The sequence below is a fragment of the Arthrobacter sp. OV608 genome, assembly GCA_900110595.1.
Classification (GTDB): domain Bacteria; phylum Actinomycetota; class Actinomycetes; order Actinomycetales; family Micrococcaceae; genus Arthrobacter.
The window spans coordinates 18595-37870 of sequence record FOEZ01000005.1 but is presented as its reverse complement, the minus strand read 5'-3'; the positions used below and the strand labels follow the sequence as shown (position 1 = coordinate 37870).

Below are 19276 nucleotides of genomic sequence, written 5' to 3'. Positions count from 1 at the left end.
CATGCGCAGCAAACTCGCTGAACGTCTGAGCGCCCCCGGACTCCGCTTCAAGGCCCTGCCCTGGAGCTCCCGACTGGCCCTGGCCTTCCTGGTGGTGATTGTCCTCGCCGCCATCTTCGCCCCGGTCCTGGCACCGCACGACCCGCTGGAAACCTTCTTCCCGGCAACGCCACCCGGCGCCGAGCACTTCTTCGGCACCGACCGGCTGGGCCGCGACATCTTCTCCCGCCTGCTCTACGGCTCGCAGTCCTCGCTGATGATCGGCCTCGGCGCGGTGGGCCTGGCCGTGTTGGCGGGCGCCCTGCTGGGCTCGCTCGCTGCCACGTCCAGCAAGGCCGTCAACGAGCTCATCATGCGCCTCATGGACATCCTGATGGCCTTCCCCGGCATCGCTTTGGCCGCGGTGCTGCTGGCAGCCTTCGGCAATTCGGTGCCAACCATCATCGTTGCCATCGCCATCATCTACACCCCGCAGCTGGCCAGGGTGGTCCGCGCCAACGTTCTGGCCCAGTACGGTGAGGACTACGTCCGGGCAGAGCGGGTCATCGGCGCCGGCCGCTTCTACATCCTCCTCAAGCACATCGTCCGCAATACCGCGGCCCCGGTGCTGGTGTTCGCCACCGTGATGGTCGCCGACGCCATCATCCTCGAAGCGTCCCTGTCCTTCCTGGGCGCCGGCGTCCAGGACCCCGCCCCGTCCTGGGGCAACGTGATCTCCTACGGCCGAAACCTGGTCCTGTCCGGCGGCTGGTGGGCCACCACCTTCGCCGGCGTGACCATCCTGCTCACGGTGCTGGCACTGAATATCCTCGCCGAAGGTCTGACCGACGCCATGGTGAACCCCAGGCTGCGCAAGGCGCCCGCTGTAAAGGACGACGACGGGTCGGCAGCCGTAGTTGCCGGCGCTGCCGTGGACACTGAGGTTGCCACCTCTGTGGCGCAGCCATCCGTCGTGGAGGAGCACGAGCTCGACGGCGTCCGTACCGCTTCCGGAGGAATCGTCGACGAGGAGATCTACAACAGGTCAGCGGTCCTCACCGATGTGAAGGTGGCAGCGGCCAATCCGCACCTCCTGCTCGACCGCGAACTGGAACTGCTGGCTGCCGTTGAAGCCACGCGGACGGACCGTTTGCCGCAGGTCCCTGCAGACGCCCGCACGGTCCTGGAGGTGAAAAACCTTTCCATTCGGTTCCCCGGCAGGTTCGGTGACACCGCCATCGTGGACAACGTCTCCTTCAGTGTTCGCGAGGGCGAAACCATGGGCCTGGTGGGCGAATCCGGCTGCGGCAAGTCCATCACCTCCCTCGCCGTGATGGGCCTGTTGCCCAAGACGGCACGGATCAGCGGCTCCATAAAGTTCGACGGCAAGGAACTGCTGGACCCACAGACCAGTCACAGCGACCCCAAGGCCTACCAGGGACTCCGGGGGGAACAGATCGCCATGGTTTACCAGGACGCGCTCAGCTCGCTGAACCCGTCCATGAAGATCAAGGACCAGATGAGCCAGCTGACCCGGCGCGGCGGGCGAAAGACCCCGGCCGAGCTGCTGGAAATGGTCAAACTCGACCCGGTACGGACCCTTGCCAGTTACCCGCATGAGCTCTCCGGCGGGCAACGCCAGCGCGTGCTGATCGCCATGGCGCTCTCGCGTTCCCCCAAGATCGTGGTGGCAGATGAGCCAACCACGGCCCTCGATGTGACCGTCCAGAAACAGGTGGTGGACCTCCTCAACGAGCTCCGTGAACAGCTTGGTTTCGCCATGGTGTTCGTCAGCCACGACCTTGCTCTGGTCGCCTCCTTGGCCCACCGGATCACCGTGATGTACGCCGGCCAGGTGGTTGAATCCGCCCAGGCGTCCGAGCTGCTGCAAAACCCCAGGCACGAATACACCCGCGGGCTCCTGGGCGCCGTGCTCTCCATCGAAGCCGACGCCGCCCGCCTGCACCAGATCCCCGGCACCGTGCCCTCACCCCAGGACTTCGCCCCCGGCGACCGCTTCGCACCCCGCTCCCTGCGCCGTGACGCCGATCCGAACCAGCAGCTGGTCCTCACCGCCGTGGGCGGGGATTCGGACCACTACTGGGCCAGCCACCGAAAGGAGGACGCAAAATGAGCCTGTCCACCGGCAAACCCGTTATTGAACTCAAAGACGTCAAGGTCCACCACCGGGCACGGAGCGGCGGCCTGTTCCGCCCCAACATCGTCAAAGCCGTCAACGGCGTGGACTTCACCATCAGCCGCGGCGAAACAGTGGGCATCGTGGGAGAATCCGGCTGCGGCAAATCGACCCTGGCCTCCGTCCTGGTGGGCCTCCAAACACCGACATCCGGGCAGGTCCTCTTCCACGGCAAACCCGCCATCAAACGGAACGCGGCCATGCGCAAGGAATTCGGCCGGGCCGTCTCGGTAGTATTCCAGGACCCGGCAACGGCGCTGAATCCGCGCATGACCATCCAGGACATCCTCACCGACCCCCTCCAAATACACGGAATCGGCAACGCCGCGTCCCGTGCGGCCAAGGTCAAGGAACTCCTCGCCCTGGTAGGCCTGCCAGCCTCCGCGGCCGAAGTCACGCCATCGCAGGTCTCCGGCGGCCAGCGCCAGCGCGTAGCCATCGCCAGGGCACTGGCACTGGACCCGGACATCATCGTCGCCGACGAACCAACATCGGCCCTGGACGTCTCGGTCCGGGCGCAGGTCCTGAACCTGCTCTCGGACCTGAAGACCCAGCTGAATCTGGGCATGGTCTTCATCTCCCACGACATCCAGACCGTCCGCTACGTCTCCGACCGGATCTGCGTCATGTACTTCGGCGAAATCGTCGAGGAAGGGCCCGCCGCCCAGGTCTTCGACAACCCCCGGAACGACTACACCAAAAAGCTCCTCGGAGCAGCCCCCAGCCTGCTGCACACCTAGATCCTCAAACCCCACCTCTACAACCACCATTGGAGTTTTTCCGTGTCTTCCCAGTTCTCCGGCGTCATCCCGCCCCTCGTCACTCCCCGCCATGCTGACGGCAGCATCGACACCGCCTCTTTGCAGAACCTCACCAAGCACCTGCTCGACGGCGGCGTCTCCGGACTTTTCGTGCTGGGCTCCTCCGCGGAGGTCCCGTACATGACCAACGCCGAGCGCGAACTCGTGGTCAGCACCATCGCCACGGCCAACGCGGGGGCCGTGCCCCTGATCGTGGGGGCCAACGAACAGACCACCAACCGCGTCATCGAAGAAGCCAAACGCGTCATCGACCTCGGGGCTGACGCCATCGTGGTCACCTCCATGTACTACGCCATCGGCAACGCAGACGAAACAGAGACCCACTTCCGCAGCATCCACGCCGCCGTCGACACGCCGATCTTCGCCTACGACGTCCCGGTCCGTACCCACTTCAAGCTCCCCACGGACCTGCTGGTCCGGCTGGGCCGCGACGGCGTCATCGCCGGCGTCAAAGACTCCTCCGGCGACGACGTCGCCTTCCGCCAGCTCCTGCTCGCGGCCCGGGAAATCGAGAACTTCGACATCTTCACCGGCCACGAAGTAGTGGTCGACGGCGCCCTGCTCGGCGGCGCGCAGGGCGTAGTGCCGGGCCTTGGCAACGTGGATCCCCGCGGCTACCGCAACCTCGTCGACGCCGCCGTTGCCGGGGACTGGGCTAAAGCCGCCGCCGAGCAGGACCGGCTGGCCGACCTCTTCGAGATCGTCTACACCCCCAACGGGCGCGTCTCCGGCGGGGCAGCGGGCCTGGGCGCCTTCAAGACGGCGCTGCAAATCATGGGCATCATCGAATCCAACACCATGAGCATCCCGATGCCCGCGCTGAACGAAGAGGAAACCACTGCGATCAAGGTCATCCTCGAACGCAACAGCCTGGTCTAGGGACGGGTCCCGAAGCTGATGTACGCCGTTGGTGTTGACCTCGGTGGCACTAAAACTGCTGCCGGGGTGGTCTCAGGCACGGGTGAAGTGCTGTTTTCCGAGACCATTCCCACCCTTAACCGTGATGGCGGTGAGGCAATCCTCGACGCCACTGCCAGCCTGGTCGCGGGGCTCATTGGACGCGCCGCTGCTGATGGAATCATTGTCGGTCATGTCGGCGTCGGTTCGGCCGGTGCTATTGATGCCCGTAAAGGCGAAGTGGTTTCAGCAACCGATGCGATCCTCGGGTGGGCCGGTACTGCCATCAGCGCCGGCCTGGCAGCGCGGCTGCACCTGCCGCAAGCCTCCATCCGGGTGGTGAACGATGTCCACGCCCACGCCCTTGGCGAGGCCTGGACCGGTGCCGCCGCAGGGACCGCCAGTTCACTCCTGGTGGCCTTCGGCACCGGCGTCGGCGGCAGTTACGTTCTTGACGGCACACCGGTCCTGGGGCATCGCTACGTGGGCGGACACGTCGGCCACTTCGCCTCCCCCTACGCCTACCAGGACGGCCAGCCACTGCCCTGTGTCTGCGGCGGAGCAGGCCATGTTGAAGCCATTGCCTCCGGACCTGCCATCGCCGAAGCCTACCAGCGGCTGGGTGGGAAGGCCGGTTCACCGGATGCCCGCGGTGTCTTCTCCCTCGCCGCGCATGGTGATGCCATCGCCATCAAGACCATCGGCGGCGCCGCCGCTGCGGCCGGGCAGGCCGTGGGCGGGCTGGCCAACATCCTGGACCCGGAGGTCGTCGTCGTCTCAGGCGGGCTCTCGGATGCAGGAGCACCGTGGTGGCGGCCGATGGAACGGGCCGTCCGGGCCGAACTCCTCCCGGCCCTGGCAAACATTCCCGTGCTGCCCGCCTCGCTGGGCAACGCTGCAGCCATCATTGGTGCAGCGAAGCTGGTGTTCACCGATTCGCTCACTTTCCAAAGGAACTGACCATGATCCTGTCCCCCGACCGGCTTGAATCCTTGCGGGGCAGGCTCATCGTCTCCTGCCAGGCCTATCCCGGTGAGCCCATGCGCGATCCCCGCACCACCGCCCAATTCGCCGCGTCAGCAGTCGCCGGCGGCGCCGCAGCAGTCCGTGTACAGGGCCTGGCGGACGTCCAACACACCCGGGCCGCCGTTGAGGTCCCAGTCATCGGGCTCTGGAAAGACGGGCGCGACGGCGTCTTCATCACCCCCACCCTTCGGCATGCCCTCGCGGTAACGAACGCCGGCGCCCACATCGTGGCCGTCGACGGCACCCGGCGCGCCCGCCCGGACAACCTGACCCTCGCGCAGACAATTACCGGAATCCACACCGGATCCCCTGCGCTGGTCATGGCCGACTGCGGGTCCCTCCAGGACGCAGCGGCCGCCGTCGAAGCCGGCGCAGACCTGATCGGCACAACACTTGCCGGCTACTCCGGCGAACGCCCCAAAACCCAAGGCCCCGACCTTGAACTGCTGGAACAGATCGCGGCGGCCGGATTTGGAGTGCCCCTTATCGCAGAGGGCCGGCTGCACACCCCTGCCCAGGCGAGGCAGGCACTTGATGCCGGGGCCTTCGCCGTGGTGGTGGGAACTGCCATCACGCACCCGGCCACCATCACGGGCTGGTTTGCGGACGCCCTGAAATGACCACCCGGATGCCGCCCGCCTTCCTGCTGCCCGGCACCATCGTCACCGACGGAACTGTCGTTGAGGACGCGGTGGTCGCCGTTTCCGGTGAACGCATAACGTATGCCGGCCCCAGGACAGGCTTCGATACCCGTTCCCTTCCAGGGCTGGAGGAAGTGGGACTGCCGCCAGGAACCCTGCTCCTGCCCGGCCTGGTGGACCTGCACTGCCATGGGGCGGCAGGCGGGGACTTCCCCGGCGGGCATCTACCGTCAGCCCGCTCCGCGGTGGACTTCCTCCACGCCAGCGGCACCACCACACTCCTGGCAAGCCTGGTCACTGCTTCCCGCGAGGACCTGCTGCGCGGCGCCGAGGCCCTGGGCCCCCTTTCGAAGGAGGGGCTGATCGCGGGAATCCATGCCGAAGGACCGTTCCTTTCCCACGCGCGCTGCGGAGCCCAGGATCCGCGGTTCCTCCTGGAACCTGACCTGCACCTGCTCAGAGACCTCGTGGAGAGCTCGGGCGCGTACCTGCGCACCATGACCTATGCTCCCGAACTGCCCGGAGCCGTAGCTTTGGTGCAGGCGATGGTTGATCTCGGCGTGACCCCGTCCCTGGGACACACCAACGCCGATGCCCCAACGACGGCGGCCTCCCTCACCCAAGCAGCGACCCTGCTAGCCTCCGCGCAGGGCAGCACCGCCCGGCCCACGGTCACCCACCTGTTTAACGGCATGCCGCCGCTGCATCACCGCGATCCCGGGCCCGTAGCGGCCTGTCTGCGACTTGCAGCAGCGGGCACGATTGCGGTGGAGCTTGTTGCCGACGGCGTCCACCTGCACCCGGACACCGTCCGAATGGTCTTCGCGCTCGTTGGCGGGGACAACGTCATTCTGGTGACCGACTCGATGGCCGCGACGGGACTGCCGGACGGCGACTACGACCTTGGCCCGCAAGGGGTGCGCGTTAGCGACGGCGAGGCCAGGCTGCGAAGCGATGGTGCCCTCGCGGGCGGAACGGCGACGCTGCTGGACGTTGTACGGCGGACGGTCGAGGCCGGGGTGGACGCGGCAAGCGCGGTCTTGTCAGCCACGGCGGTTCCGGCAGGGATCCTTGGCCTCCAGCAAGAGGTAGGAAGCCTTCGCTCAGGGTTAAGGGCGGACATCCTGGCGGTGGACCCCGATTTCCGCCCGATCAGGGTGTTCCGTCGCGGCATGCCACTACTCCGGCCGGCCGCGACCATCACGGCTGCGTCCTAGGACCACGGCTCCCGCTATTTGAGGCTCTCGGTTCAGACGGCGGTTCAGGCGCTCGGCGTTGCGACCCGGACGGCCACTTGGCCGAGCTTGACACCAAGGAGGCCCGCTGCCGCTTCATCTGCCACTACTGTCACGTGCGGGTGCAACTGCAGCACCGAAGCGGGACACTCAGGTGACACCGGGCCGTGCAGCGCTGCCGCTAGAATTTCAGCCTTATCCGCCCCGTTGACCACCATCAGCAGGTGCCTGGCCTCGCGAATGGTACCGAGGCCCTGGGTGATGCACTGGGTCGGCACGTCGTCAATAGACCGGAAGTAGCGCGCATTGGCCTGGCGGGTCCGCCCGGCCAAGAATTCAACCCGGGTCCGGGAATCGAGCCCGGAGCCGGGTTCATTGAAGGCGATGTGTCCGTTGTGGCCTATCCCCAGGATCTGCACGTCCACGCCCCCGGCGGCGCGGATGGCGGCGTCGTACAGGGCTGCTGCGTGGTGAGGATCTTCGGCGACGCCGTCGGGAACTGAAACAAGGGCCGGGTCCAATCCCAGGCGTTCGGTCACTTCACTGCGGACCACTTCGGCGTAGCTTTGCGGGTGCCCTGCAGCCAGGCCCACGTACTCATCGAGGGCGAACGCCTGGACGCGGGACATGTCCAGCTGGTGCTCGGCCAGCGCCGCGTAGACGGGCAGTGGGGAGCTGCCCGTAGCGACCCCAAGGACAGCGTCCGGCTTGCTTCGGATGACGGCGGCAAGAATGCCGGCGGCAACAGCTCCGGTGCCCGAGGCGTCGGGCACAACAAAAATCTCCATGGCAAAAGGGCGCTCTCTCATAAGATGGGTGCCTCACCGCGTGTTCCGCTGGTCATCTGGACGCACGGAGGCGGGGGCTTTAAGTGACGATCCGGCCGGGGTACGGTGCCTCGTCCCGGTCCTCGGCTGCGCGCGTTAGGCTGACGCGACGTCCTTCAATTTGCGGCGGATACCGTCAAAGTGGCGTTGCAGGCGTTCAGAAGCCAGAGCTTTGTCCCGGTTTGCCACTGCATCGTAAATGTCCCAATGCATCTGGACCTGTTCGTCGAGGTTGACCGGCCCGGAGCCCAACGCCTCATGGATCTGCCGGTAGACCTGCCAGAACACGTCCATCAGGTTAATGAGCAGTTCGTTGTTCAGGGGCGCATAGAGACGGCGGTGAAATTCCGCATCGTGTTGAACAAGGAGTTCACCCTTACCGGCGGCGTCCTGCATCGCTTCCATCGTGGCACGAAGATCAGCCAAATGATCCTCCGTGAGGAGGTCGATGGCCGAGCCAATAAGGCCCGATTCCAAAGCCTGCCGGACGTCGATAAGCTCCATCGCTTCCTCGCCTTTGTGCCGGAGCGAAAGCCTGCCCCGGAACGTCAGCCCGGACACCAGTGCGCTGAAGTTGTTCGGAGCGACAAACATGCCGAACCCGTGCCGGATCTCAATGACGCCAAGGGCCTGGAGCACCTTCAGGGATTCCCGGACAGTGTTGCGCCCCACGCCAAGCTCCGCGGAGAGCTCACTCTCAGTGGGAAGGGCATCACCAACATCCAGGCCCCGCTCCAGGATGAGTTCCATGATCCGTGTCTGCAGGGCCTGGGAACGGATTTGGGCGCTGAACCTTGCCGGCGACACCGAGGCGGGTGCTACTGTCACGTCATCTCCTTCAGCCGCACTCGGGAGCGGCAATTCGTCTAAACTCATGATACAGGAGATGGGACGTCCTCTGTCTTCTTTCTGTTCACTAATTTCGAGAATCCTACAACCCGCAGGGCTGGGTGGGGGGATCACGCGAGCACCAGATGATGGAGAACGAGAATGCCTAGCGTTGACATGCCACTGCAAGAGTTGCGAAATTACACGTCGGTGACAAAAGAGCCTCACGATTTTGATGCGTTTTGGGAAGCAACTTTGGCCGAAGTCACTTCCATCCCGCTTGCACCGGCCTACACTCCCGTCGAAAACCTTCTGCCACTCATTGACAGCTACGACGTTTCCTTTGCGGGTTACGGCGGAGCCCGGATCCGGGGCTGGCTCCACCTTCCAGCACACCGGTCCCCCGGCCACCGCCTGCCGGCAGTGGTGCAGTACATCGGATACTCCGGCGGCCGTGGCCTGGTCCAAGAGGACACGAAATGGGCCCAGGCGGGCTACGCGCACTTCATCATGGACACCCGAGGCCAAGGCTACGGCGGGATCACCGGCGACACTCCAGATCCGCACCCCTCAGCGGGAGGCGTGGCACACCCGGGGCTCATGACACGCGGCCTGGCCTCGAAGGAGGACTACTACTACCGCAGGCTGTATGTGGACGCGTTCCGGGCGGTGGAGACCGTCCAAAGCTTCCCTCAGGTGGACGCAGACAACGTGGTCCTTGCCGGGATAAGCCAGGGTGGAGGCCTGGCCCTCGCAGCCGCTGGGCTTGCTGCCGGGAGACTGGACGGAATTCGAGGTGTCCTGGCGGACGTACCCTTCCTTCAGGACTTTCCCCGGGCAATGAATCTGGCACAACGGGGCCCATACCCTGAAATCGTCGGGTTCCTCTCCCGCCACCGGGACCGCTATGAGCACACGTTGGAGGTCCTGAACTACTTCGACGGAGTCCACCTGGCTCGAAGGGCAACCATTCCGGCTCTGTTTTCCGTCGCACTGCTCGACGACGTCTGCCCGCCGTCCACCGTCTTCGCGTCCTACAACAGCTACGGAACCGGAAGCCCGCGTCAGTCGGGACAAGGGCCCGCCAAGTCCATTGAGGTCTACCATTTCAACGGCCATGAGGGAGGACAGGAACACCACTGGGTCCGTCAGCTTGAGTACCTGAAGGAAAGCCTCAGCCGCTAACAATTTGATTCCGCTGTGGCGCCCAGTTGTGCGCGCGAAAACACAATGCCGGTACAACTGGCCCACTAGACGATATGAGGTGAACGGGGCGGTTAGGTTTCCCGTCCGTCCGGGCGGCCATTGTCGCCGGGCCGGTCCTGCGGCGCCGGGCTCAGTTCGGCTTCCTGGCAGGCCGAGCGGCTGGCCGAGATCCCTGAAGAGATCGAGTCATGTCAAGGGTTTGCGCGCGAAAACTCGCCTTACCGCGGACGAGTATCCCCTCGCCGTCAGCGTGGTTGCACCGTCAGCGAGGGGATACTTTAATATCGCGTTGCGTTGTTCAGCTCTTGGCCGGCTCCGCTGCAGTCACATCAGCGGTTGCTGGGGAGGTGGCATCCTTCGCTTGTGAGGTGGCATTAGTCCCTTCCGCCTCCGCCGCCTTAGCCTTGACCTCGCGCCGGCGTCTACGCTGCTGCATGAAGACTGTGATAGCAACCGCAATAATCAGGGCGAGGCCGTTGAACACGTCGGTCACCCAGAGGTCGGCGCCAGCCAGCCGGAGTCCCTGGACGCCGGTTCCGAGCAGGTAGATCGCAAGCACCGTTCCCCAAATATTGAATCGCCCGGGTTTCAACTGCGTCATACCGAGGAAGGCCGCGGCGAAAGCGGGAAGCAGATACTGCGGACCGAGCGACTGGTTCACTGAGTTCAAGTTCGACGCCAGGAGTACGCCTGCGACACTCGCACCGGTGCCACTAATGACGAAACTCCAAAAGATGAATCGGTCCGTACGGATTCCCGCTAGCCGAGACGCATCAGGATTGGCGCCGGTCGCATACACTCGACGCCCCCAGGGAGTGTGCTCCAGGATGTACCAGAACACGAGGGCGATCAATAGTAAATAGATGGTCAGAACTGGAATACCGAACACGTTGCCAGCCGTCAGCCCTCGAAAGGAATCCGGAAATGGCCCAAGGTACTCGCCGTTCCCGACGAGCGCTGCGGCCCCGACAAGTAACGACGTCGTCCCGAGAGTCGCGATGAAACTCCCTAGCTTGAACAGGGTCACCAGCAAACCGTTGACCGCTCCAATCAACGCGCCCAAAACCATCACCAGCAGGATCGCCGTACCGGGATCGAGACGTGGCTCGCGCGTAATCAGTGCCCCACAGACGAGGGCACAGAAGCCCATGATCTGTGCGGCAGAAAGGTCGAAGCCACCGGTCGCGAGGGGGAAGAGCAACATGATCGCCAAGATGGCGGTGATCGCTTGGCCCTGAAGGATGGTGCGAAACGTCGCTTCAGTGAGAAAGGACTGGGGCATCCACGCCGCGAAGATGGCGATGATCGCAATGAGGATGAAAATTCCGGAGTACCTCCCAAGCTGCACGTGCGCCAGACGTGCGCCGAATCCGGGCGCTTCCGAAGTGCGCTCTCGCGTCTTCGAAGATCGAGTAGTGTCAAGCATGAGTCAGGTTCTCCCTAGATGAAGTGTTGGGCCGAAGCATCTCCCCCAGCAGGTTGTCGACTGTGAGGCGGGCGCCTCGCAGTTCGCCAGTAATTCGGCCTTCGTGAACGACGTATACGCGATCGCAGACGGCGCAGGCCTCTTCCAGATCGGATGTGGTCATCAGCACGGCCGCTCCGTCCGCTGCCAACTGAGTCAGCGCGTTGTAGATGGCGGACTTTGCCCCGACATCCACTCCGGCGGTCGGTTCATCCAGCAAGTAGGCGCGAGCCTGGCATCGCAGCCACCGCGCGATCATAACCTTCTGTTGATTTCCGCCGCTGAGCGAAGAAAAGCCCGCTTCGGTATCGTTCGGCTTGACCTCGAGATCGCTTAGGAACGAAGCCACCTGCTTGCCCTCCCACCGCTCGGACAACCAGCGGAGCGGGCCCCTGCCAATGATCTTCGGTAAGGTCAGGTTCTCACGCAGGGTCCAGTCGGCTACGCCACCGAGCCGTTTGCGATCACCCGGCACAAACGCAAATCCTTTTCGGATGGCATCCCAGGGCGAGCTCGGGTTGCAGGACTTGCCGTCAAGCTTGATGTCACCGGCATCTCTTTTAGTAGCCCCGAAGATCAGGTGGGGAATATCCCCAGCTCCGGATCCGTCGAGTCCGACGATTCCGACGATCTCATTTGCCATTACGGTGCAGGAGAAGTCTTTGACGGCACCGCCCTGCAGGCCAGCAATCTCAAGCACGGCATCTTTTCCGGGAACTGAAGGCTCCGGGTAGAACGCATCAACCGGACGACCAAGAATCAACTCCACCAGACTGTCGTGATTCAGGTCCACAACATCGCGAGTCGCAACACTGCGTCCGTCGCGAAGCACAGTCACGCGATCAGCTAGCTCGAACACCTCGTGCAACCGATGCGTAACGTAGAGCATCGTTCCGCCCTGCGCCTTTACATCACGCAACATCGCGAAGAGATGGTCCTTCTCGACCTCGGAGAGCGATGCGGTGGGCTCGTCGAGAACGAGAATGCCGTTGACCGCGTCGCCGTGGTGCAGCGCGCGAACAATCGCGGTCATCGTACGACTGGCCGCTCCAAGCGCACCGAGAGAAGCACCGGCGTCGATATCGATGCCGTACTTGGTAAAGACATCCTTTGCATGCCGCCGCTCCCGCGATTCCGAGAGCCAGAAACGGCCTGTGTACTGGTTGCCCAGGGCAAGGTTTTCATAAACGGAAAGGCTGTCGATCAACGCTAGATCCTGGTGAATGAACCGTATGCCTCGACTATGAGCAGCCGCGGACGATCCGAGTTCCAATTCCTCACCATCGACGAACGCGGTCGCCCCGGCTTCCGGCGAGTGATAGCCAGCCAACGTCTTAATCAGAGTCGATTTACCCGAACCGTTCTGGCCGAGAAGGCAGTGTATTTCTCCCGCTCGAAGCTCGAGAGAAACATCATCAAGGGCACGCTGACCCTGAAAGATCTTGGTCAGACCCGTCAGCGACAATTTTGCGTCCCGGGCACCGGACGTGCGGTTCAAGTCAGAAACCACCGGCGTCCCCTTTGCGCGCAATGATCCGGCCGGTCTGTTGGGTTATTTCCATACCTGTTCCTCTTGGAGAGATGACCGAAGTGAATACCATCTGCGCCAACACCCAACCGATTGCTGGAATCGGGAGGGTGAGGCGATGCTACACGAGAGATCGGGGGTTAAAACTCACCCCCGATCTCTGAATCCCTTTCAGTAAACGGTCAGTTCACACCCCAGGCGGTCTTGTAGACCTTCTTGAAGTCCGCCGGCGCTTGCAGGGAAGGATTGGCGTTGTCCGGTGTGATGAGACGCATCGCGGTGATCGGCTGCTTCGGGTCGATCGGAGCATCCTGGACGGCTCGGGCCGCTGCATCGAATACTCGCCAGATATAGGCCTTATCGCCGCTCTCGCCTGCCACCCACAAGTCCACGTCGCCGGTCTTGACCATTTCGACGTCACCATCGTTTGAGGGGTTGAGGACAATCTTCTTGACGTCAAGCCCGGCAGCTTTCAAAGCGCTGCTGGTGCCAGGCAAGAAGGCGGGTGACGTGAAGACGAGATACTTCACGTCCGGGTTGCGCTGCAGAAAACTCACCGTGCGGGCGGCGTTGGCCGCGGGATTGTCGACGACACTCAGTTCGAGCAGCTTGGCCGTGCTCCCTCCGCCGTTCTTTTCGACCGTCGACTGGCCCCCCTTTGCAATCGCGACCAACGCCGAAATGTTCTTGTCGGTGACGAATCCAATCGATGTCTTGGAGCCTGCGTCAGCCAACGCGACGTCTGCAAGTGCGGCACCCTGCGCGTCCGCGGCCGGCGCGCATTGAATGCAGGCCAAATAGCCAGGCGGGTCCTCCAGCGAGCCGATATTGATCACTTTGATGCCTGTTGCTACCGCTGCGTCAATCTGATTTTGAACTAGCGATGCCGCATTGTTCTGAGCCACGATCAGTACATCCGGCTTCGATCCGATGGCGGCGTCCATGGCCGCAACAACATCCGACGGACCTTTTGCGAGGTCATACGGGAAGTCTTTTACATTCCATCCCAGCGCGGCCCCTGGCTCCGCACCGCCACCGGGCAGGCAGGCGGGCAGAGTGCAGTTGACGACGGCGACCGTAACCCCCTTCTCGGCTGGCTTCGGTAGCGGCTCGACTTTGAGCGGAGGGTTGCTCAGGAGCTCGTCATAGACGGCTTGTGATGCCGCAAAAGCGCCCGCGCCGCCGCTCGCCGAGCCTGTCTGGTCGCTCGACGCTGGACCGTTGGCGCATCCAGCCATCAATAGAGCCGAAGCGGCAACCGCCGCTGTTGCTCCAAATCGCCATTGGCCAAGTAGTTTCTTGTTCATTTCTGCTCCTCCATTGGAGAGATAACGCTGGAGCGAACTCCGGCGACGCTGCCATTTTGCTCACTCGGGGTGTGACGCGAATGCTCGGCCCTTGCTGACGGAACACGGCGCCCAAAAGGCGCCTGTGAACTGTACTGCGTTTGGGCTTCGATCCCTGCCTGGTTGGAATCGTAGTCAACAATTGTAGAGAAAAGCAAGCATCCGACGTTTTCAACGAAAACCACCGACTCCAGAATGCTTAACTCCATCGCCCAGCCCAGCGCCGCTACCGACGAAGTGAAGTTCTCGGTGAACACCAGCTACTCCAGTCTTATGAAGACCCGCGCATGCCGTTTGACCACGACAACTACGCCCAATACACCCCCTCAGCGGGCACCTAATACTCGTGGCGATGAAGAAGTTTGGGCACAATTAATCCAAGTACACACGTACGGCATTTGCGAGCGAAAGAGACCCATGAACCAGGAACGTCCGAACGAGGCGATTGCGAAGCAGATCGTTGAGCGGGTGCTGGGGATTCAGCTCGAGCACGCGAACAGCCACGGCGGAGTCGATTACCTCGCCGCGGATGGCACCGTCGTCCTCGAAGTTACGTTCGTCACCGACAGCGAGAAGCAGTTCGCTCATGACGGGCTTTCCAGGTCTGAGGCGAAGGGCTCTTCGACGAGATTGCAGGGCTGCTGGCTCGTGTTCGCCGGGGACAGTCAGCCGGAGATGAAACCCTTCGTGCAGCGGGTGCAGCCGGCGATTATGGAACTGGAGTTCGCGGGCGAGACTTACTTCGACGACCAGCCAGAAGCAGCGCATGTTATTTAAGGGGGAGAACTTTCGCATATCTACCGGCCGTTTACTGAGGGCCGGCGTCGAGAGAGCGGTTTACGCGCCGCATCAGAACCGCCCGGAGGATCCGGATCACGTTGACCGTCTTTGATCAGCACCGGAAGTGGCGGCTCGGTGACCGATCGGGGATCGGTCACCGCCCCGCTATTGAGCGGTGTGCCCACCATCAATGACGAGGTCCGCGCCCGTCATAAACCGCGATTCGTCCGAGGCAAGGTAAAGCACGCCATACGCGATGTCGATGGGATCCGCAGCGAATCCCATGGGGATCTTCGACAACGTGCGAGCGATTCTCTCTTGTGGGAAGTTCTCGAGGATAGGCGTGCGAACGAGGCCGGGATACACGGTGTTGACTCGAACGCCGTCCTTGGCAACGCCAAGAGCAATCTCTCGAGAGAGTGCACCTACCGCCGCTTTCGACGACGCATAGGCCGCCGATCCACCACTGACCCCGCCCACGAATGCGGCAGCAGAAGACACGTTGACTATCGATCCCGCCCCGGACTTCTTCAGCTCGGGCATGGCCGCCTTGATGCCGAGAATTGCACCCATGATGTTGGTCGTCAGAACCGTCGTGGCGTTTTCAGCGTCGACGTCCCACGGCTCCTCGCTCGCGCGGCCAGGGATCGCCGCGTTGTTCACGAGAATGTCTAATTGGCCAAAGACCTCAACTGCCGTGGCAACTACGTTGGCCCAGTCGCTTTCGCTTGTAATGTCATGCGTGACGCCGAACACTTGCTTGCTGTTCAACTGTCGATTAAGGTCCGACACCAACTCAGTGAGGCGTGCTTCGTTACGTCCGGTCGCGAGGACTCTCGCGCCCTCCTGGGCGAAGAGCTTCACTAGGGCTTCCCCGATGCCACCAGAGCCGCCGGTGATGATCGCCACCTTGTTAGCCAGACGCCCCATGCGATTGCCGCCCTCTCCGAGTTTGACGCACGTCGAAGCGGGCGCCCATCCAGTGCGCGAGGAATCGCGGCTGCAACTCACTCGCGTGACAACGACTGACGCTATCACGCTTGAATACGATGTCAAGAAAGTTGCGCCGGACACGCTGACTGCCCGCAAGAGCGTCGTGTCGCGACGGATTTCGAATCAGTAGCAGGGCGGCGACTGGCTGGTCGAGCAGAGGTAGCGGGCGGTGCTCGAGGGACTGGACGGCTCCCCGGTGGCCGAGGTGGCCCGGCGCCACGGGGTGTCCCGGCAGTCCGTCTACGGCTGGAAGGCCAAGATGCGGTTGGTGGCTTCGATGGACTGCGGGAAGGACCGCGGCGGCCGCGCACGAGTCCGGGCAGGCTCCCGGCCGTGGTGGAGGCATTGGTCTGTGAGATGCGGCGGGCCCATCCCCGATGGGGAGCCAGCCGGATCGCCTATGAGATCCGGCGGACCAGGACCGAGCCGGCCCCGTCGCGGGCTACAGTCCACCGCGTCCTGACCCCCAACGGCCTCCTGCGTGCCCAGGAGCACCAGCACCGGCGTAAGTACAAGCGGTGGCAGCGCGAGGCGCCGATGCGCCTATGGCAACTGGACCTGGTCGGCGGAATCTACCTCGCGGACGGGCGCGAGTGCAAGTTGCTCACAGGGATCGATGGCCACTCCCGCTTCGTCGTCATCGCCGAGGTGCTCGCCGCGCCCTCCGGCAGGGCGGTGGCCGACGCGTACGTGCGGGCCATGCCGGCAGAGGTCCTGTTCGAGCGGGTCTGGGAGAACAGCATCGAGGCGAAGCTGACCAAGACGTACTCGCCCACGACCACCGGGAAGAACGAGCGCTGGCATCGTACCCTGCGCAGGGAGCTGCTGGACGGCTGCGGACCGTTCGCCTCCCTCGCAGCGGCCCAGGCCGCGATCAGCGAGTGGGTCCATGCCTACAACCGCCTCCGCCCCCACCAGACCCTGGACAAGGCGACCGCGCCATAAACGGCACGAACCGGGCGAAGAAGTCCAGGCTGAGGGGGTGTATCTTCGACCCGGACGCGTGCAGGCGCGTTGAGGTGGACATGTCCTCGGGGACCGAGATGGTCGCGAGCGGCATGACCGGCTGTGCCTCGTGGGCCCGGTCCACGTTCGCCGCCTTGAGGATGGCTCGGACGAACTCGAGCGCGTCCAGGGGCGAGAGGTCGCGGGTTACGGTCTGATTCGCGCTAACGTGGTGCGCCGGGAGCGGGCGATCCCGCATATGGTGTGGATCACTCTCGGCGGCGAGGACTTGGCCGTTTGAGTTCCAGGGGTTCGACCAGTGGTTACGTCTCGCCATCCCCCGCCCATGATGAAGACCGGCTCGACAATCTGCCCGAGCGGTTCCGTATCCGCGGATAACTGCGACACGTCACCTTGCCCGAGGGCATGTCCGGTGATCCCCAACTACACCGTTCGCTCTTATCGCCCCGATCTGGTCGAGCTTTATATCGACTTCGTCGTACACGGCATTGGTGGCGTCGCGGCACTCTGGATGCTGTCCGTCCAGCCCGGTGCCTAAGTTGCGTTCATCGACCAGGGCCGCGGCCTCCGGCCGGTCCCGTCGGACTGGACGCTGCTGGTCGCCGACGAAACCGACCTTCCCATCGTCGCCGGCATCCTGCGTGACCTTTGCGGACGCCCGGTACAGAGCCCGGCTCGGCCGCGCTGCCGGACCGGATCCTCATCTCGAAGTTTCGTGAACGCCGCGTGATACCCCGTTCCGCGGTAGAAGTTCGGATCCAAGAGGCCGTTGTCTATCTCGTTCCACTCCGTTGCGAAGTCCCCTTTCTTTGGAATTTCCATCCAATTACTACTCAGTCTCCGTCTAGAGGCCCTTCAGGGCGCCCCGGCCGCCTAGCAGGAAGGCAAGACCGAGCCCGACCAGCGAAACCGCGGCCATTATCAGGGCAAGCACCGCAACGGCGGAATATGATCCGAATTCGAGTAGGTCGTAGAGGGTTGTTCCCATGACTTGGGTGGTGGGTGCGCGGACGAGCATTGACGCGGCGAATTCGTGGCTGAGGAGGAGGAAGATCAGTGCAGCGGCGGCTCCGAAGGCAGATCGCATGAGCGGTAGCAGGACGCTGAGCATGGTTCGCCAGAGGTTGGCACCGGCCACCTGAGATGCTTCGATGTACTGCTTTCCCAGGGACAGCATTGCGGCTGATTGAAGTCTGACCGAGAACGGGATCATCAGTGTCACGTAGACAGCGATCACCACCGAGCTTGTGCCGTAGAGGTTGATGGGGGGTCCGCTGTAGGCCAAAAGAAAGCCCAGACCGAAGATGAGCGCGGGCATGCCCAGGGGCATGGCGACCACGAAGTCCAGGATGATTTGGCACAGTTTGAATCGGCGTCCGTAGACCAGGATCGCCGAGCACAGGAAGCCGATGGGGATGACGATCAGGATCGAGGTGAGCGAGAACAGCACACTGTTTTTCACTGAACTCAGAATCTCTGGCGAGTTCAACGCCGAAGTGAAATGCTCGAGCGTGAATGTCGAGGGCACGATGTCTGCTGACCATCGCGGCGAGACCGCGACAATGATGATGGCAAGCAGAGGCAACACGGCCGTCAAGAGGGCATAAGCACCGATCCAGACCACGCCGGACCATGAGGGCCGCCCGACCGCTTTGAAGCCCTTGCCGCCGTGGGTGACGAACCGGCTCTGGTTTCCCAGTAGCGCCCGTTGTCCGAAGACAATGATCATGCCGATGACTACCAGCGGAACGCCTAGCGCGGCGGCCGCGTTGAAGTCGACCGGCGAGCTGTTCAGGTACGTGAATATTCGGGTCGTGAGGACCTGAATGTTGGAGTTGCGTCCGAGCAGGAGCGGTGCGGTGAACTGTCCCAGAGCCAACAGGATCGCGGTCGCCGTGGCGTAGACGAGCGAGGGCCGGACAAGGGGGAGGGTGACGCGGAAGAACACTCCGAGTTTTGAGGATCCGGCGACCTCAGCCGCCTCGATCAGGTCGGAGTTGACTCCGGTGAAGCCGGAGCTCATGAACAGGTACACAAAGGCCGCGATTTGAAGGCCGGTGCACAAGATGATCCACGGGGTGGTGTAGACATCGATCGGCCCGGACGTCTGGTCCGACCACCAGGGCAGGGTGCGAAGCACCGTGTTGGCGAACCCGACCCGTGGAGAGAACAGGAAGATCCAGCCTGTGATGCTCGCTACGGAAGGCATCAGGATGGACATGACCGGCAACGCCGACATCCAGCCCAGGCCTCGCGGAAGACGCAGAGAGAACCAGGCCAGGGCAGTGCCGACGACCAGCGCCAGCACCACGGCCCCGACCGTGAGCACGATCGTGGTCCCGATCGCCTGCCAGATAAACGGATCCGTGAACGCTGTGGTGAAACCGTTGTTCAGCGTCGATCGGTCGATAATGAAGTAGATCGGCCGCAGAACCAGAAGTCCGACGAAGACAATGAACAACACCACGCCGAGGGTCCAAAGATGGACGGGTCGAACCCGGAACCGCGGCTTCTGCGACGCACCCGGCGCGGACGGAACGC

The 19276-nt window shown here is 63.3% G+C and carries 18 protein-coding genes and 1 pseudogene; 11 read left to right on the top strand and 8 right to left on the bottom strand.

All coding sequences use genetic code 11. From position 1 onward, the window contains the following. Position 1: 1 nt before the first annotated feature. Genes BMX78_RS08380 through BMX78_RS08355 form a run of 6 tightly spaced genes read left to right on the top strand, consistent with a single transcriptional unit; the run spans position 2 to position 6778 of the window. The gene (locus tag BMX78_RS08380; RefSeq protein WP_091418592.1) at positions 2-2113 is read left to right on the top strand and encodes a dipeptide/oligopeptide/nickel ABC transporter permease/ATP-binding protein; all 2112 of its coding nucleotides are present in this window, start codon (positions 2-4) and stop codon (positions 2111-2113) included. Beyond that, positions 2110-2916, top strand: coding sequence for an ATP-binding cassette domain-containing protein (locus BMX78_RS08375; protein ID WP_091418591.1), 807 nt, complete (start codon positions 2110-2112; stop codon positions 2914-2916). Before BMX78_RS08380 ends, BMX78_RS08375 begins: the two co-directional genes overlap by 4 nt. A gap of 42 nt (positions 2917-2958) precedes the next feature. Next, positions 2959-3876, top strand: a complete 918-nt coding sequence (locus BMX78_RS08370) for a dihydrodipicolinate synthase family protein (RefSeq protein WP_091418589.1) — start codon at positions 2959-2961, stop codon at positions 3874-3876. A gap of 18 nt (positions 3877-3894) precedes the next feature. After that, positions 3895-4854 (top strand): ROK family protein, encoded by a 960-nt coding sequence (locus BMX78_RS08365; protein ID WP_170850745.1) that lies wholly within the window; start codon positions 3895-3897, stop codon positions 4852-4854. 2 nt (positions 4855-4856) lie between these two features. Further along, positions 4857-5540, top strand: coding sequence for an N-acetylmannosamine-6-phosphate 2-epimerase (locus tag BMX78_RS08360; protein WP_091418586.1), 684 nt, complete (start codon positions 4857-4859; stop codon positions 5538-5540). After that, on the top strand, positions 5537-6778 hold the full coding sequence (locus BMX78_RS08355) for an N-acetylglucosamine-6-phosphate deacetylase (protein WP_286138869.1): 1242 nt from the start codon (positions 5537-5539) through the stop codon (positions 6776-6778). Before BMX78_RS08360 ends, BMX78_RS08355 begins: the two co-directional genes overlap by 4 nt. 44 nt (positions 6779-6822) lie before the next feature. Here the strand turns inward: BMX78_RS08355 and BMX78_RS08350 are convergent, their stop codons facing one another. Both BMX78_RS08350 and BMX78_RS08345 read right to left on the bottom strand, forming a co-directional pair. Continuing rightward, a complete protein-coding gene (locus BMX78_RS08350) occupies positions 6823-7584 on the bottom strand; it encodes a glucosamine-6-phosphate deaminase (RefSeq protein ID WP_091418584.1) in 762 nt (253 codons plus the stop codon). 135 nt (positions 7585-7719) lie between these two features. After that, a complete protein-coding gene (locus BMX78_RS08345; protein WP_286138867.1) occupies positions 7720-8451 on the bottom strand; it encodes a FadR/GntR family transcriptional regulator in 732 nt (243 codons plus the stop codon). Positions 8452-8613: 162 nt separating this feature from the next. Between BMX78_RS08345 and BMX78_RS08340 the strand changes: the two genes are divergently transcribed. Further along, positions 8614-9636, top strand: a complete 1023-nt coding sequence (locus tag BMX78_RS08340; RefSeq protein WP_091418581.1) for an acetylxylan esterase — start codon at positions 8614-8616, stop codon at positions 9634-9636. A gap of 319 nt (positions 9637-9955) precedes the next feature. On the opposite strand, the gene BMX78_RS08335 is transcribed toward BMX78_RS08340, so the two are convergent. From BMX78_RS08335 to BMX78_RS08320, 4 genes are all read right to left on the bottom strand, one after another. Beyond that, positions 9956-11083, bottom strand: a complete 1128-nt coding sequence (locus tag BMX78_RS08335; protein ID WP_091418579.1) for an ABC transporter permease — start codon at positions 11081-11083, stop codon at positions 9956-9958. Continuing rightward, positions 11076-12632, bottom strand: coding sequence for a sugar ABC transporter ATP-binding protein (locus BMX78_RS08330; RefSeq protein WP_170850744.1), 1557 nt, complete (start codon positions 12630-12632; stop codon positions 11076-11078). Before BMX78_RS08330 ends, BMX78_RS08335 begins: the two co-directional genes overlap by 8 nt. Before the next feature lie 200 nt (positions 12633-12832). After that, positions 12833-13957: a sugar ABC transporter substrate-binding protein gene (locus BMX78_RS08325; protein WP_139204905.1), complete on the bottom strand. Its 1125-nt coding sequence runs from the start codon at positions 13955-13957 to the stop codon at positions 12833-12835. Further along, positions 13954-14253: a hypothetical protein gene (locus tag BMX78_RS08320; RefSeq protein WP_091418574.1), complete on the bottom strand. Its 300-nt coding sequence runs from the start codon at positions 14251-14253 to the stop codon at positions 13954-13956. The genes BMX78_RS08325 and BMX78_RS08320 overlap by 4 nt, the downstream gene beginning before the upstream one ends. 160 nt (positions 14254-14413) lie before the next feature. On the opposite strand from BMX78_RS08320, the gene BMX78_RS08315 reads away from it, so the two are divergent. Then, positions 14414-14773, top strand: coding sequence for a hypothetical protein (locus BMX78_RS08315; RefSeq protein WP_091418573.1), 360 nt, complete (start codon positions 14414-14416; stop codon positions 14771-14773). Between the two features lie 168 nt (positions 14774-14941). Here BMX78_RS08315 and BMX78_RS08310 read toward each other — a convergent pair whose 3' ends face one another. After that, a complete protein-coding gene (locus tag BMX78_RS08310; protein ID WP_091418571.1) occupies positions 14942-15706 on the bottom strand; it encodes an SDR family NAD(P)-dependent oxidoreductase in 765 nt (254 codons plus the stop codon). A gap of 232 nt (positions 15707-15938) precedes the next feature. On the opposite strand from BMX78_RS08310, the pseudogene BMX78_RS23645 reads away from it, so the two are divergent. The 3 genes and pseudogenes from BMX78_RS23645 to BMX78_RS23850 all read left to right on the top strand — a co-directional run. Further along, positions 15939-16022, top strand: a pseudogene (locus BMX78_RS23645) (helix-turn-helix domain-containing protein); the annotation flags it as partial. Further along, positions 16016-16714 (top strand): integrase core domain-containing protein, encoded by a 699-nt coding sequence (locus BMX78_RS23405; protein ID WP_286138892.1) that lies wholly within the window; start codon positions 16016-16018, stop codon positions 16712-16714. The pseudogene BMX78_RS23645 and the gene BMX78_RS23405, both read left to right, overlap by 7 nt. Before the next feature lie 346 nt (positions 16715-17060). Beyond that, entirely contained in the window at positions 17061-17273 is a 213-nt protein-coding gene (locus BMX78_RS23850) for a siderophore-interacting protein (protein WP_502686281.1), read from the top strand. A 306-nt stretch (positions 17274-17579) separates the two neighbouring features. On the opposite strand, the gene BMX78_RS08295 is transcribed toward BMX78_RS23850, so the two are convergent. Further along, positions 17580-19202, bottom strand: a complete 1623-nt coding sequence (locus tag BMX78_RS08295; protein ID WP_211482560.1) for an ABC transporter permease — start codon at positions 19200-19202, stop codon at positions 17580-17582. Positions 19203-19276 lie beyond the last annotated feature (74 nt).